This window comes from Chryseobacterium taiwanense (genome assembly GCF_000813825.1).
Classification (GTDB): domain Bacteria; phylum Bacteroidota; class Bacteroidia; order Flavobacteriales; family Weeksellaceae; genus Chryseobacterium; species Chryseobacterium taiwanense.
The window spans coordinates 22750-39391 of the sequence record NZ_JWTA01000014.1 but is presented as its reverse complement, the minus strand read 5'-3'; the positions used below and the strand labels follow the sequence as shown (position 1 = coordinate 39391).

Annotated in this window: 11 protein-coding genes; 2 read left to right on the top strand and 9 right to left on the bottom strand. The window is 35.4% G+C overall.

The window, feature by feature from the left end; genetic code table 11:
- Positions 1-44 precede the first annotated feature (44 nt).
- The 9 genes from RM51_RS13915 to kduI form a co-directional block, all read right to left on the bottom strand.
- Entirely contained in the window at positions 45-776 is a 732-nt protein-coding gene (locus RM51_RS13915) for a hypothetical protein (RefSeq protein WP_039370780.1), read from the bottom strand.
- A 132-nt stretch (positions 777-908) separates the two neighbouring features.
- On the bottom strand, positions 909-2525 hold the full coding sequence (locus RM51_RS13910; protein ID WP_039370777.1) for a UxaA family hydrolase: 1617 nt from the start codon (positions 2523-2525) through the stop codon (positions 909-911).
- Positions 2526-2531: 6 nt separating this feature from the next.
- On the bottom strand, positions 2532-3995 hold the full coding sequence (locus tag RM51_RS13905) for a tagaturonate reductase (protein WP_039370775.1): 1464 nt from the start codon (positions 3993-3995) through the stop codon (positions 2532-2534).
- A 297-nt stretch (positions 3996-4292) separates the two neighbouring features.
- Entirely contained in the window at positions 4293-5825 is a 1533-nt protein-coding gene (locus RM51_RS13900) for an MFS transporter (protein ID WP_039370772.1), read from the bottom strand.
- Between the two features lie 22 nt (positions 5826-5847).
- The gene (locus RM51_RS13895; RefSeq protein WP_039370768.1) at positions 5848-6507 is read right to left on the bottom strand and encodes a beta/alpha barrel domain-containing protein; all 660 of its coding nucleotides are present in this window, start codon (positions 6505-6507) and stop codon (positions 5848-5850) included.
- A gap of 193 nt (positions 6508-6700) precedes the next feature.
- Positions 6701-7708: a sugar kinase gene (locus tag RM51_RS13890; RefSeq protein ID WP_039370766.1), complete on the bottom strand. Its 1008-nt coding sequence runs from the start codon at positions 7706-7708 to the stop codon at positions 6701-6703.
- 114 nt (positions 7709-7822) lie between these two features.
- Positions 7823-9220 (bottom strand): glucuronate isomerase, encoded by a 1398-nt coding sequence (gene uxaC, locus RM51_RS13885; protein ID WP_039370761.1) that lies wholly within the window; start codon positions 9218-9220, stop codon positions 7823-7825.
- An 18-nt stretch (positions 9221-9238) separates the two neighbouring features.
- Positions 9239-10021 carry a gluconate 5-dehydrogenase gene (locus RM51_RS13880; RefSeq protein WP_039370758.1) on the bottom strand — a complete coding sequence of 261 codons (783 nt, stop codon included), beginning with the start codon at positions 10019-10021 and terminating at the stop codon, positions 9239-9241.
- Between the two features lie 8 nt (positions 10022-10029).
- Positions 10030-10866 carry a 5-dehydro-4-deoxy-D-glucuronate isomerase gene (kduI, locus tag RM51_RS13875; protein WP_039370756.1) on the bottom strand — a complete coding sequence of 279 codons (837 nt, stop codon included), beginning with the start codon at positions 10864-10866 and terminating at the stop codon, positions 10030-10032.
- Positions 10867-11739: 873 nt separating this feature from the next.
- On the opposite strand from kduI, the gene RM51_RS13870 reads away from it, so the two are divergent.
- Together RM51_RS13870 and RM51_RS13865 are read left to right on the top strand one after the other, a co-directional pair.
- Positions 11740-14754, top strand: a complete 3015-nt coding sequence (locus RM51_RS13870) for a SusC/RagA family TonB-linked outer membrane protein (protein WP_039370753.1) — start codon at positions 11740-11742, stop codon at positions 14752-14754.
- Between the two features lie 10 nt (positions 14755-14764).
- Complete coding sequence (locus RM51_RS13865; protein ID WP_039371075.1) at positions 14765-16588, top strand: RagB/SusD family nutrient uptake outer membrane protein; 1824 nt, start codon at positions 14765-14767, stop codon at positions 16586-16588.
- The last annotated feature ends 54 nt before the right edge of the window (positions 16589-16642 follow it).

The window sequence follows — 16642 nt, the reverse complement described above, 5'->3', positions numbered from 1 at the left end:
AATAAAGCTCCAGCTCTCTTTTTGTTTTAAGAAAATAAGAAAGGTCAATTTGAAATTTTCACTTCTCTGAATATTCCTCTTTCTGATAATTTGTCATTTTTTATTTTACTTTTAGGAGTAAGAACAATATGTCTAATTTGTTCGACTGCTTTTGTTTCTGAATTCAGTCTTACATCATCTGCAATTATTTTTTTTATGTCTTTATTTTTAGCCAATTGAATGTAAATCTCTCCTTTTCTCACTTTTAATTCATTCAGATGCTGTCCATCCATACTTTCCACATCATCTAAATTATAAAAATATAAGCTATCTTTTGTCTCTTTAAATTTTTCAAAAACATAGTTTTCCAAACCTCTATCATGTTCTGAATAACCTTTATACTGATAGATTCGATTTGTAAATTCAATATCTTCGATTTTCATTTTTTCTAACTTCATAGGCTTAAAAATAGGAGCACTATCATAATATGTTTCTCCGCAAGTTCCATAGCAATCATGTGTTATCCCTTCAAAGTAAGATTTATTTGGAATATCAGATAATTGATAAATTGGTAGAATCTTTTCAACATCTACCTGAAAAGTTTCTGTTGAATCTAAAACAATAAATCCACGAGGATTTGAATCAAGTCCTCCCCAAGCACTAAAATTATAAATAACTTTAGATGAACCTTCTATTTTCTGTATATAAAGCTCATCAATTCGCCATTCCGTTTTTAAAAAGCTACAACCATAAAAAATGAACAAGATTAGGATTATAGAGAATAACTTAACTTTCATATTTCAACAAAATTTTGAGAAAATTCCTGGTATAATTCAAATATACAAAGTCTTAACTAAACCAAAAAGAAACTGCTCCTTACAAAAAAGTAAGAAGCAGTTTCAACCCTAATATTTAATATAATTAACCCATTACAAAGAGACACCTCGTCTCCATGGAATGAAATCATTCTGATTAAGAGTGTCCGCTTTGGTTTTTACTTCGCCGCTTGCCACTTTGATGATAAACTCCAGAAGCTCGTCTGCCGCTTCAGGAATTGTTTTATCTCCACTGATAACAGTACCTGCATTAAAGTCAATAATATCCGACATTTTTTCTGCCAAAACCGTATTGGAAGATATCTTCACTACCGGTGAAATAGGATTTCCCATTGGAGTTCCAAGACCGGTTGTAAAAAGCACAACAGTAGCTCCTGATCCGGCTAAAGCCGTAGTACATTCAGCATCGTTTCCGGGTGTACAAAGCAGATTAAGCCCTGGTTTTGTAGCATATTCTGTAAAATCAAGAACTTCTACAATAGGAGCTGCTCCACCCTTTTTAGAGGCTCCGGCAGATTTCATCGCATCGGTAATTAAACCGTCTTTGATATTTCCGGGAGATGGGTTCATATCAAAACCTGATCCTGCTGCTACAACGGATTTTTCAAAATCTTTCATCAGCTTAAGAAACTTCACTCCGTCTTCATCGTTAAGGCAACGGTTGACCAGCTCCTGTTCTACCCCGCAAAGTTCAGGAAATTCAGCAAGCATAGTTGTTCCTCCCACCGCAGACATAATATCGGAAACCTCACCTAAAACCGGGTTTGCTGAGATTCCAGAGAAACCATCTGAACCACCACATTCCAAACCAATGTTCAGTTTCGTGATCGATGCTGGCTTTCTTTCAATATCATTAGCTTTTTTAATTCCTTCGTATGAATCTTTAATAACTCCGGTAAGCATTTCGTCTATCGTTCCCGATTTTTGCTGTTCGTAAACAACAATCGGTTTTTTATTATTGGGAGCCAAAGCCTGAAGTGCATCCATAAAGATCTGCACCTGAAGATTCTGACAGCCTAAACTTAAAACAGTCGCTCCTGCCACATTTGGATTGTTAACATATCCTGCAAATAATCTTCCCAATGCTTCCGCATCCTGACGAATTCCACCACAACCACCTTGGTGAGTGATAAATCTTACATCAATATTTTTAAATACTCTAGTATCCTCTTCTTCCTCAACAGCTACATCAGAAGTTGCTCCACCATTTAGTAAGGATCTTAATAAAAGTTGATGTTTACTTGCTTTTTCGTGTAATAATTCTTTCTCAAAAATATCTTTTAATGTTTCAATATTTTTGTTTTCACAAAAAACCAAAGGAAAGAACAGCCACACGTTTTCTGTTCCTACTTGCCCGTCTTCACGGTGATATCCCATGAAAGTACGGTCTTTCCATTTGTCTACATTAGGTGGATTCCAACCTAAGGTAGCCGTTTTACCTTCCACTTTTGCACTTTGATGCTTTACATTTTCGGTAGTAATCACTTCGCCTTTTTTGATGGATTGGTTGGCTTTTCCAACAATTACTCCATACATAATGATGTGATCGCCATCTTCAAAATCTGTGGCAGCAAATTTATGTTTTGCCTTTATATCTTTGAGAATCGTGTAATCTGCACCGTCAAGATGTACCGATTCTCCTGCAGGTAAGTCCAACAACGCTACAATAACGTTGTCTTTCGGATTTACTTTCAGTACTTTCTTTTGCATGATTTCTTAAGAATAAGATTGTATAAAGTTGTTATATGCAGTTTCTACGCCATTGTTATCGATTTCCGACAAAGCTTTTACTACTGCCTCTTTCAGACCTTCAACCTGAGTCAGGTCTGTTCCCCAGAAAGTTGTTTCACTTAATGATAATTCCGCAACTTTATCATACTCTCCGTTTGCCCAAATCTCTTTAAATTTAGCAACAATTGCTTCTTCATCATTGATTGGCAAAGATTTTTCACCAAAGCTTCCCTGATAGAATCTGATTAAACTTGCTAAAGAGAATGTCAGATTCAATGGTAATTTTTTATTGATTTCAACATATCCCAACAAGCTAGGAAGAACCCTTACTTTAAATTTAGAAACAAAATATAAAGCGATACTTGCCTGATAATGTTTGATAAAAGGATTTCTGAATCTGTCGAAAACTTCTTCTGCAAAATCTTTCAATTCGTTTTCATCTAACCCTAAAGTAGGATTGACTTCATTGAAGATGGTTTCGCTTAAAAACTTCCCGATAAATGCATCATCAATAGATTCTTTTACCGTTTCTTTTCCTGATAAAACCGCCGGAGCTAACATTAACGTATGACCTCCATTCAGAATTCTCACTTTTCTTAAACGATACGGATGAATATCATCAACTACCAAAATCTGTTCGTTGATTTTGTTGAATGGAATTCTTTCATTTAAATTTCCTGCTTCCTGAATCACAAAAAGTAGGAAACATTCAGAAACTACCATCATTTTATCTTCATAATCCAGCTGATCTTCGTAAGATTCTGCATCGTCTTTTGGATAACCCGGAACAATCCTATCAACCAATGTATTATGGAAATAATTATTTTGTGTAATCCATTGCACAAAATCAGCTTCCAAATCCCAAAGCTGGGCATATTTAACTATAATATCTCTTAAGGCAAACGCATTGTCTTCAATTAATTCACAAGGAATAATTCTCAAACCTTTGTCTGTTGCTCCATTAAAATGTTTGAATCTTTCGTAAAGCAACACCGCAACTTTCGCAGGAAAATTCCTGTGCGGACCTTCGTAAGAAGTTTCCGTTTCATCGTAAGCAATTCCAGTTTCTGTTGTGTTTGAAAATACAAATTCTAATTCTTCTTCTTTTGCTAATGCTAAGAATTCATCATAATTTGCATAGGGATTAATCGATTTTTGAATCGCAGAAATCACCTGCTTATCATCATGGATTTCTCCTTTTTTAATTCCTCTTGTAAAAAGCGTGTATAAATTGTCCTGCTCTTCTAATTTGTGAACTGAACCATTTGGAGTGGGCTGTACGTTTACAATTCCTGCATTGAATTCTGCTTCTTTATTTAATTTATCAATCACATAATCTGTGAATCCTCTCATGAAATTTCCACCTCCAAATTGTACAATTTTGATGGGAAGCTTTTCCTGAGAACCGTTTAATTCACGATTTAATTTTTGTTTTATCTGATTTTCCATCTTTCTAACTCGATGATTTTGTTTTTTAACGCAAAGAGCGCTAAGATTTTTCTTTTTAAAACTCTATGTATATTTTTAAGTTCGCAAAGGCGTTTGACTCCGTCGAATCTTCGATTTCACTTAAATAAGATCACAAAGTTTTAATTCAATTTTACTTTCTATATTAATTTAAACCATTAAGATTTTATTAAAGAGTTAAGATGATTTAAGAGAAATAAATTTCTTAAGCTTGTTTTCTAATTTGCTTGCAAATTCTGAACGCCTCTTAACTTCTTAATTTTCTTAATGGTTCAACAATTATTTTATCACTTTATATTTTGGAACTAATGTTTTCATCACGCTCCATGCAATCAGGTATGCAACCGCGCACACTGAGAAAATAATCATGTAGCCTTTATCAATTCCGTCTACCACTACTGCTCCGGATTTTTCCAATTGCTCGAAGAATCCGTCCGGTAATCTTTCGTTGATGTATTGAGGATATTTTTCCAATAAAGGAATTCCGTCTACCGTTGACCAGGCTTTGTGAGCGTGATCGAACAATACTCCTGAAGATTTATTGATAATGAATGAACCGATTCCACCTGCCATTCCACCAATTCCAGTGATGGTTGCAATCGCTTTTTTCGGGAACATATCGCCTACAGTTGAGAAGATATTTGCCGACCAAGCTTGGTGTGCAGCTCCTGCAATACCAATAATTAAAACCGGAATCCAGTACGTCATTGAACCTAAAGGCTGCGCCAATAAAGCTAATAAAGGGAAGAATGCGAAAATTAACATTGCTTTCATTCTTCCAGAATAAGCGTTCATACCTTTCTTTTCCACAAAATATTTTGGAAGCCACCCTCCAATGATCGACAATAAAGTAATCATGTAAAGAACGAATAGTGGGAATGCACTTTGTGTGGAATCCATTTGGTAAACCGAGCTTAAATAAGCCGGAGTCCAGAATAAAAAGAACCACCAAACTCCATCTGTCATGAATTTACCAAAGGCAAAAGCCCAAGTTTGTCTGTGACTGAAACATTCTTTGAAAGAGAATTTTCTTTCTTCTGTTTGTGTTGTATTTTCTTCAGTCGGAAAATCTTCCTGATCCTGCTGAATATATGTTAATTCATGTTCGTTAACTTTATGATGTTCGTGAGGTTTTTTATAGTAAAATACCCAAAGTCCCATCCACAGAAAACCTAATGCACCAATAATGATAAACGCCCATTCCCACCCCATTGATTTTGCAATGAAAGGAATTGTAATAGGTGCAGCCAAAGCTCCTACTGTCGCTCCTGCATTCCAGATACTGGTAGATAATGCTCTGTCTTTTTTAGGAAAATATTCTGCAGTCGTCTTAATTGCCGCCGGAAAATTTCCTGCCTCTCCAATTGCCAATACAAAACGTGCAAAAATAAATAGCGAAACACTGGTACTGATAATTGCAGAAGTATTCGATACTGTTCCTATTAGTTCTTTAGAACCATGAAAACCTGCAAACCAGTTTCCTGTAAGAAATCCTGAGGTTGCAATTCCGCAGAAAGCGTGTAAAACTGCACCGATAGACCAAATTCCGATCGCCCAAAGGAAACCTTTTTTAGTATCCATCCAATCTACAAATTTCCCTGCGAAAAGCATTCCTATCGCATAAAAAATAGAGAATAAAGCAGTAATATTTCCATAGTCATTATTGTTCCAGTGGAATTCCGGAGCAATAAAATCTTTCCATGTCAATGATAAAACCTGACGATCCAGATAATTGATCGTTGTTGCAATGAACAACAATACACAAATTGTCCATCTGAAATTAGTCGGTTTAAGAGACTTAACTGAACTCATATCAATCTTTAGAATTTAGTTATTATTTTAAAGTCTGAATGATTTCCAGTACTTTCTTCGTTTCATTTTCAATCGTTGCATAATCTTTAGCAAGCATCAATTCTTTGCTTACCAATTTGCTCCCCATTCCTACTGCAGAAACACCGGCTTTGAACCAGCTTTCAATGCTTTCTTTCGTCGTATCAACTCCACCAGTCGGCATAAATTTCAGATTGGGAAAAACATCTTTTATCGCACCCATGAATCCGGTTCCTAAAGCGTTTCCAGGGAATAATTTAACGAAAGTTACTCCTGAATTCTCTGCTTCGATAATTTCAGTCGGAGTCATACAACCCGGACTGTACAACAGATCTTTAGGAATCAGAAATGCTGCCACTTCAGCAACAAAACCCGGACTGATGAAAAAATCTGCACCTGCTTTATAATATTCTTCTGCTTGCGCTATATTTTTAATCGTTCCTATTCCCAAAAGCATATCCTGCATTTCTGAATTACGAACTTCTACCATTTTGGTGAAATTACTCAACGCAGCTTCGCCTCGGCTTGTATATTCTACGGCACGAATTCCTGCTTTGTAAAGTGATCTCAGTATTTCTATAGTTACCGTCTCATCAGCATTGTAATACAGAGGTAAGATCCCCTGATTGATGATGGCGTTGGTAACGGTTTGAATTTTTGTCATTTTGTTTAATTATCTTGTTTAAAAATAATTTTTGATGGGATCAAATCCATCCTTTAGTATGCTGTACTTGCAATACTTTATTTTTAACGCGAAGGACGTAAGATTTCTTTTTAAAACTTGATGTAAATTTTTAAGCTCTCAAAAGCTGTTCACTTAACAAAGTTCGCAATGTTCTAGTCTTAGTTAAAACGAATTATCTTTTGATTCGACCTCCTGAGTTCCCTTGCATTACTTCCAGAATATCTTCTGCACTGCAATAATTGATATCTCCTAAAATAGTATGTTTTATGGCACAAGCTGCATTGGCAAAGTTTAATGCTTTTTCGTCATCGAAATTGATCAAGCCATAAATTAACCCAGCTGCAAAAGCATCACCAGTTCCAATTCTGTCAACGACAGGATTTACTTCCAACAATTCAGTTTCAAAATAATTATCATCGACTAAAGCTCTCCCCTGCGTTTGCTGGGAACTTGCTGTAACACCGATTCTTATTTTATCGAAAATTTTATGAATAGAAGGACATTGTTGTTTTAACTCTTTGCAGGCTTCCATGAAACCTTCTTTATCTGATGAAAACTGAGTTCCTAAAATTTCGTTGATTTCATTCACTCCACCAATAAAAATAGTCGATAAAGAAACCAGTTCTTTCAACACTTCGTTTCCGTTTTTACCGTATTTCCAAAGATTGGAACGGTAAGCTGGATCAGTTGTCACTTCAATTCCCAATTCACGGGCTGTTTGCAAACCTTCCTTTAAAGCTTCATAAACAGTTTTAGAAATTCCAGGACTAATTCCTGTCCAATGAAAGTATTGGCAACCTTCAAGTGCTTTTTTCCAGTCAATATTTTCAGGCTGAATATTGGCAAACGAACCATTCAATCTGTTGTAAGCAATTCTACTTGCACGAACCGATGATCCTACTTCTAAAAAGTACAACCCTAGAGGATGTTCATTTTTAGAAATAAAATGAGTATCAATTCCGAAGCTTTTTACAAAAGAAAGTGCCGATTCTCCCACAAAATCATCTGAAACACTACTGATATGTCTCACATCACAACCCATTGTTGCCAATGAAGATGCTACATTAAGCTCGGTTCCACCGAAAAAGAATTCCATCTCATGGCTTTGCTTCATCGTTCTGTTTCCGGGTGGCGAAAGTCTCATGATGACTTCTCCGAATGTGACTATTTTGTTGCTCATAGTTTTAATTAACCTTTATTCAAGGTGAATTTTATTTTTATCTCTCGCAGATTTAGCAAATGATTGTGTTTTTTTAAAGCTTAATCTGCCAAATATGCGAGAGTTTTTATTTAATTAAAAATCAAAATAATTTTTGGCATTGTGATAACAAATATCAGAAATTATTTTTCCAACATGTTCAATATCATCAGGTAATTCACCGTTCTTCATTTCTTCACCAAAAAGGTTACACAATACTCTTCTGAAATATTCGTGTCTTGGGAAAGAAAGGAAACTTCTTGAATCTGTCAACATTCCAACGAAACAGCTGATTAATCCCATGTTTGAAAGGGCATTCATCTGTTTAATCATTCCGTCTTTCTGATCAAGGAACCACCATCCTGAACCAAATTGTACTTTTCCTTTGATGCTTCCGTCGTTAAAATTCCCGATCATCGTCGCGAAAATTTCGTTGTCAGCAGGATTTAAGTTATATAAAATGGTTTTCGTTAATTTATCTTTTCCGTCTAAAGTATTCAACAATTTAGATAACGTTTCAGCCTGAACGAAGTCACCGATAGAATCCCAACCTGTATCAGGGCCCAAAATTCTGTGCATTCTTTCGTTATTATTTCTCAAGGCTCCTAAATGGAACTGCTGAACCCAACCATATTTATGGTAAGCTTCACCTAAGAATAATAAAATGGCTGTTTTGAATTGATTTACCTGTTTTTCAGCAATAACTTTCCCGTTCAATTTATCCGTGAAAATTGCGCTTACTTCTGCTTCTGAAACTTCCTCGAAAGAAATATTGTTCAGCCCGTGGTCACATAGTCTGCATCCGTTTTCATGGAAATATTCAATTCTTTTCGTTAAAGCATCACACAACGTTTGGTAAGAGTTGATTTCGATTCCGGCAGATTCGCCTAGTTTAGAAATATAATCTGCAAAGTTGTGGTTTTCAATTAAAATTGCTTTATCAGGACGGAAAGCTGTACTCACTTTAATCGAGAAATCGCTTTTCGCTAAATCCTGATGGTAATTCAAAATATCTGTAGGATCTTCCGTTGTACACAGAGATTCTACATTCATCATTTTTAATAAACCTCTTGTTGATTTTTCAGGAGTCTGAAGCTGAGATGAAATATTATCATAAATTTCTGATGCATTGTCTCCATTCAGCAATTCATCGATTCCGAAATATCTTTTCAATTCCAAATGCGTCCAGTGATACAAAGGATTTCTCAAAGTATACGGAACTGTTTTTGCCCAAGCTTCAAATTTTTCTTTATCGGAAGCATCTCCCGTGATGAATTTTTCGTTCACGCCCATAGTACGCATTGCTCTCCATTTGTAATGGTCACCTGCGATCCAAACCTTTGAGATATTTTCGAAAACAGTGTCTTCTGCAATATCTTTAGGAATCAAGTGATTGTGATAATCAATGATGGGTTGTTTTTCTGCGTACTTGAAGTATAATTCTTCAGCGTATTTATTTTGTAATAAAAAATTATCGGTAATAAAAGGTTTCATTCTAGTCTAATTCTGTTGTTATTCATTAGCAGGTTTCCCGATGGTTGCCAGAATTCCTCCATCAACGTAAATAATTTGTCCGTTGATGAACTTACTTGCATCTGAAGCCAGGAAAATAGCTGTTCCTGCAAGGTCTTCCGGATTTCCCCATCTTCCTTCCGGAGTTCTGCTGATGATAAAATCGTTAAAAGGGTTTCCATCTACTCGAATAGGTTCTGTCTGAGAAGTCGCAAAATATCCGGGACCGATTCCGTTCACCTGAATATTGTGTTTCGCCCATTCTGTCGCCAAGTTTTTGGTAAGCATTTTCAGACCGCCTTTTGCAGAAGCATACGCTACTACATTGTCACGACCCAGCTCACTCATCATCGAGCAGATGTTGATGATCTTTCCAGATTTTCTTTTGATCATATATTTCCCAACTAATTTGGACATGATAAAAGGTCCTGTAAGATCTACATCAATTACTTTTCTAAAGTCTTCTACTTCCATCTCAATTGCCGGAATACGTTTGATGATTCCTGCATTATTGACAAGGATGTCTATTTTTCCATGGGTAGCTTCCATTAAAGCTACTTTCTGAGCGGCTTCCAATTCATCCGTCACATCAAAAAGATAACCGGTTGCTTTGTATCCTTTGGAATGATAGTAGTTTAAAGCTTCCTCTAATTTTGACGGCGTTGTACTTGTGATTGCCAATTCAGCACCTGCAGCGGCAAGACCTTCTGCCATTGCCATTCCTAATCCGTGAGTACCACCTGTAACGACAGCTACTTTGCCGGATAAATCAAATAAATTCATTAGAAAAATTACTTTAGTTCGTTAGTTTTAACAGCGTCCATATCACCGTAGTCCATATTTTCTCCTGCCATTCCCCAGATAAATGTGTAGTTGGAAGTTCCAACGCCTGAGTGAATCGACCATTCCGGAGACAATACCGCTTCATTGTTTTTCATAAAAATATGACGGGTTTCGTTGGGTTGCCCTAAGAAATGACTTACAGCCTGACCTTCCTCCAAATCAAAATAAAAATAAGCTTCCATTCTTCTTGTGTGCGTGTGAGAAGGCATTGTGTTCCAAACACTTCCTTCGTGTAGCTCGGTCATTCCCATTTGTAGTTGGCAAGTTTCTAATACGCTGTTTACAATCAGTTTATTGATTGTTCTTCTGTTTGCATATTTTGTTTCGCCTAGCTCTACAATTTCAGCTTCGTTTTTCGTGATTTTCTTTGTAGGATAAGCATGATGAGCCGGTGCAGAATTGAGATAAAATAAAGTCTGACCTTCATTTCCGTTTTCAAAAACTACATCTTTTGCTCCTTTTCCGATGTATAAAGCTTCTTTGTTTCCTAATTCGAAAACTTCACCATCAACAGTCACCTTTCCGGCAGCACCTACGTTGATGATTCCTAATTCTCTTCTATCTAAGAAATTCTCTGCTTTAAGATCGTCTGTTGGTTCCAGTTTTAAAGCACTTTTTACAGGCATTACACCACCAACAATCATTCTATCATACATAGAATACACTACATTGATCTGATCTTCATTAAATAAATCATTCATCAAAAACTCCCTTCTCAAATCCTCAGTTGTATATTTTTTTACATCTTCGGGATGATGGGCGTAACGAAATTCTGATTTTGTCATACTACTTTATACTTTTTCTTTTTGCGGTTTTATCAAAACCTGTTAAACATTGCGTAATCGATTGCATAAAATTACACTAAAATTTTGTAGAAATACTTGTGGGTTAAATATATAATTATTCTTCAATTAGTTAACAAAAAATTAATTTTAATTTTCAACAAACTGATTTACAAATGAATAAAATTAAATTAAGTAAGAAAAACAGAAATATTCTAAGAGAATTCTATGCGTGAGATTAACCAAAATTAATACTCAACTTATGTACGAATATAAAATCATGCCAAAATAAAACACGGGTATAGCCAATATTGATTCTATAAAAATTACCTATAATCACTCTTTATATTATAGACAATAGGATTAATTATTATTAAGTAGAAAATTGAGTTTAAAATCTATCTCAAAAATATGACAAAAATCAGGAAAAGTTCATTTTTTTTGTTCTCGAGCATTAATTTGGGGAATTTTCAAACTAGAAATCGATTTAAATTTTAAGTATTTTTTAAGTTTTCAAATATTAAACACGAAAAAATTTAAAAAAAATTAACACATTCGTAAAAATATCAAAAATAAAAATAAATACATGATTATCAATAAATTAAAAATACCTAACAAACGTAAGTTTTATAAAAACTATTCATTTAAACAATCAAATTAATGAAAAAATAATATTTTTTTCTTTGCGTATTGGAAAATAATATTAGTTTAGGAGCCAGAATATTTTTTATGAAAAATTACGCAATCGATTGCACTTAAAAGCGTAACTCATTTCTAAGAATATTTACCACTAAAAAACAGTAGAATACTTAAAATCCAAAAAAAACAAAGATTGAAAAAAAACTTTCAACCAAAATAAAACTATAAGGATACAAAATGGATAAAAAAGTACAATCAATAAAGTGGTTATATTTAACTGTCTTTCTACTTCCTATCCTTGCAATGGCTCAGCAAAAAGAGCCAAAAAAGGAAAAGGAAACCACCATTGATGAAGTGGTTTTGGTAGGCTATACAAAGGTTTCCAAAAAAGATGTAACCAATGCTGTTTCTTCTGTAAAGGCGGATGCAATTAAAGATATGCCTTCTACAAATGCTGCGGAAGCCATCCAAGGAAGAATGGCCGGAGTACAGGTTTCATTAAGTGAAGGTTCTCCCGGTGCCGATGTAGATATCGTCATCAGAGGAGGTAACTCAATTACAGGGAGTAATGCTCCGCTATATATTGTAGACGGAGTTCAAATGGATAATGCACTATCCATTTTATCCCCAAAAGAGATTGAATCTATTGAGGTTTTAAAAGACGCATCTTCTACCAGCATCTTCGGAGCAAGAGGAGCAAATGGTGTTGTTTTGATTACCACAAAAGGAGGCCGTAAAAGGGCTAAAACGTCTATTAACTATAATGGTTTCTTAGGGGTAAGAAAAATTCAAAATACCATTGATGTATTAGACCCATATCAATATGTACTTTATCAATACGAATTGTACAATAAAGCAGGGGTACAGACTGATATAGATGCTTTTAAAGCGAGATATGGTACTTATGATCAGCTTTCAAAATACAAAGATGTCAAAAAAAGAGATTGGCAGGATGAAGTATTTGGAAGGGAAGCATTCAACTTTACTCACAATCTTGCTATCACTGGAGGATCTGACAATTCATCTTTCTCACTATCATTAAATAATGTACAGGAAGACGGAATTATGATTGGTTCTGGGTTTAAGAGAAATATGGCCAATTTCAAATATGATTACGAACTTTCAAAGAAAGTAAGTATGACTTTGAACGCCAGATATAGTAGACAAACTATTTTTGGTGCAGGTACATCTTCTACAGGTTCACAAGGAACCAATAGACTAAGAAATGCTGTAAGATATCAACCATTTGAAGGAGGATCTACTGTAAACGTAGATGATTTTGATCCTTTGTTTGCTAATGAAACCAATCTTGTAAACCCTATCCTTTTAACTAACAATGAAGTTAAAGAAAATGGGAGAAACGACTTGCTTCTTAATGGAATTCTTGAATATAAAATCAATAAAGATTTTACCTTCAGAAGTGTAATTGGGTATGTTCAAAGAGATGAATTTGTCAATCAGTTCTCTGGTCCGATTACCAGCCTTGCAAGACAAAATAATGATCAACCGGTCGTTTTTTTAAGCAAAACACAATCCAGAAGAATAACCAATACGAATACATTAAATTTCAGAAAAACACTTGGAAATCATAAATTAGATTTCTTAGTGGGACAAGAAATTGTAAAGACAGATGCCGAGTCATTATCAATGAATGTTAAATGGCTTCCTAAATCGATAAGCGCTCAGGAAGCATTTGCTAACATCCAGTCTGTTTCAGCTCCATCTGGAATGATTCAGGATGCTCCAAGAACAAATGTTTTACCCGATCGAATAGCCTCATTTTTTGGGAGAGCCAATTATATATTTAAGAACAAATATATCTTAACAGCCTCTATGAGAGCCGACGGTTCGAGTGTATTTGGTCCAGGAAACAGATGGGGATATTTCCCTGCAGCTTCTGTAGCTTGGAAAGTTGCCGAAGAAGAGTTTTTAAAAGATAGCAAAGTAATTAGTGAATTAAAACTTCGTGCAGGATACGGTTTATCCGGAAATAACAGAATCGGAGCTTTCTTATATGATACTTTCTTTATTACATCATCCGATTATGGATATGCTTTCGGAACCAATGTAACTCCTGGTGCAACAACCGGAAATACTATGGCTAACCCTGATGTTAAATGGGAGTCATCAGCTTCTAAAAATATTGGGATGGATTTTGGATTATTTAAAGGGAAAGTATATGGTACTCTTGATCTTTATCAAACAGATACTAAAGACTTATTACTTTTAGCTAGAATTCCTCAGACATCAGGTTACGAATATCAATATCAAAATTCGGGGAGTACAACTAACAAAGGGATTGAATTCTCTGTGGGAAGTACCATCATTAATAAGAATAACTTCACATGGAAAATTGATGCGAATATCTCTTCAAACAAAAATACCATCAAAAGTTTAGGAAATAGTGCTTCAGCTACGGCTAATTCTTATTTGTACCCTTCAGGCTGGCAAAACAGTTTAAATGATTTCTTGGTACAGGTAGGTAAACCGGTAGGTACTTATTGGGGATATGTAACAGCAGGAAGATATGAAGTAAGTGATTTCGATTATAATGCGGCTACGCAGGTTTATACACTAAAAGCAGGAGTTCCAAGTTCAGCTGCTGCAGCAAACGGAGCAAAAGCGGTACAGCCAGGAGACCTTAAACTTCAGGACCTAAATGGTGACGGTATTATTGATAATAAAGATATGACCGATTTAGGAAATGCTCAACCTAAGTTCTATGGAGGTTTCAACCAAACTTTCCGTTACAAAAACTGGGATATGAGCTTAATGTTCAACTTCTCTGTTGGAAATAAAGTATATAATGCCAACAAAATTGAATATTCAACACAGTATTTATATAAAGACAATAACATGTTAGCAGAAGTCGCTAACAGATGGAGATGGTTTGATGATGCAGGTAACAAGGTGAATGACCCAACAGCATTGGCAGCTCTAAACGCCAATACAACGGGATGGACTCCTCCTGCAGGTGCTTACTTCCTTCATTCATATGCTATCGAAGACGGATCTTTCTTAAGATTAAACAACGTAACTATCGGTTATTCTCTTGGAAAAGATTTTACTAAACAATTAGGTCTTTCAAATTTCAGATTGTATTTCACCATGAATAATGTGTTTACAATCACAGGATATTCTGGGTACGATCCGGAAGCCAACACAAGAAGAAACCCTTTAACACCTGGTGTAGATTATGCAGCTTATCCGCGTAGCAGATTTATTTTATCAGGAGTTGATATTACTTTTTAAACCTAATATTATGAAGAAAAATAAATTTTTAGCAATTCTATTTTCCATTGCAGGATTAATTTCATTAAACTCATGTGAAGAATATCTGGATGTAGAAAGCTTATCTAATACCGCTGAAGCACAGCAATTCGATTCCGCTCCGGATACATTTTCCGCATTAGTGGGAGTTTACAACTCTACCATGGGTGATAATACTTATGGTCAGAGAATGAACCTAATCCTTACACAATCAGGAGACGATTTAAGAACTTCTGGTGATTATAATGCCAATGACAGAAGAGGAGTTAGCTGCTTTGGAGCTATTCCTACCAATACAGAGCTTTTAAGACCTTTCTTAGATACCTATGCAGGAATTGAAAGAGCCAATCTTGTTATTAAAAACATCCCTCTTTCTCCTGTTTACAAAACCGGTTCTGACGCAGATAAAAAACTTATGGACAGATATTTGGGTGAGGCTTTAACATTAAGAGCCCAATTCTATTCTGACCTTATTAAAAACTGGGGAGATGTTCCTTTTCAGGATGTTCCTTCAGCTGATCTTCCGAGCGTATATTTAGCAAAAACAGACAGAGACGTTATCTATGATAAACTTTTGGATGATTTATTAAAAGCTGAAAATCTTGTTCCTTGGAGATCGGAAGGAGGTACTACAGCTCAAAGAATTTCAAAAGGAGCCGTTAAAGGATTAAGAGCAAGAATAGCATTAGCAAGAGCAGGATATTCATTAAGAAGAGCTCCTCAGCAAATGTTACAGGGATCTAATCCTCAAAAATACTATCAGATCGCTTATGATGAGTGTAAAGATATCATCAACTCTGGACAGCATCAATTGAATCCAAGTTATGAAGGAATGTTCAGATCATTGCATACCAATTCTCAGGATACAACTAATGAGGTAATCTATGCAATCGGTGCATTTGGAGGAAACTCAAAAACAGATAGTAAAATTGGATATTACAATGGATTGAGACATGATGACACAGACTGGAAATCTTCTGGAGGAATCAGTGCAATTCCGGTATATTTTTATGAATTTACAAAATATGACCTGAGAAGAGATATCAATATTGCCATCTTCAGAGTAAACACGACAAAACAAGAAGAACTTCAGACCTCTGTTAACTGGAATGATGGTAAATTTAGAAAATCTTGGACCTCTATCACGGGAACTTCTCAAAACCTTGGAATCGATTGGCCTCTATTAAGATATTCTGACATTCTACTTATGTTTGCTGAAGCAGACAATGAGCTTCATAGCGGACCTTCTACAGAAGCTATTAATGCCGTTTTAGCTGTAAGACAAAGAGCTTACGCAGGTAATTTAGGTCAGGTAGGAACTATCCCAACAGATAAAACAGGATTCTTTAATTATATCGTTAAAGAAAGACAATTGGAATTCGGAGGAGAAGGACTTAGAAAGTATGACCTGATCCGTTGGAATTTATTGGAAACTAAAATTAACGAAACAAGAGCTAAGCTTACCCAATTCATGAATGGCACAGGGGCTTATGCCAATGTTCCGGAATATATTTTCTATAAAAAAGTAACCTATACACCAACAAAAACAGCTCAGCAAAATGTTACTGATATTGATTTCTATACAGCAACAGGAGTAGCAAAAGCAGACATTTTCTATAGCCCGAACCAAAGTGTGGCAACACCTTCCGGCTATACAAAAGTAAACTGGAGACTTGCGATGACTCAGCCATACATCAGTGGTGACCCGATCAAGAGTTATGCATACTATTTCGAGCCAAACAAAAAAGAATTACTTCCAATAGCTTTGGATGTTATTAACTCCAACTACAATCTTACCCAAGATTACGGTTACTAGATAAAAAATTCACATTCATATCAAAGAATACAGACTTCCTCCGTAAAAAGAGAA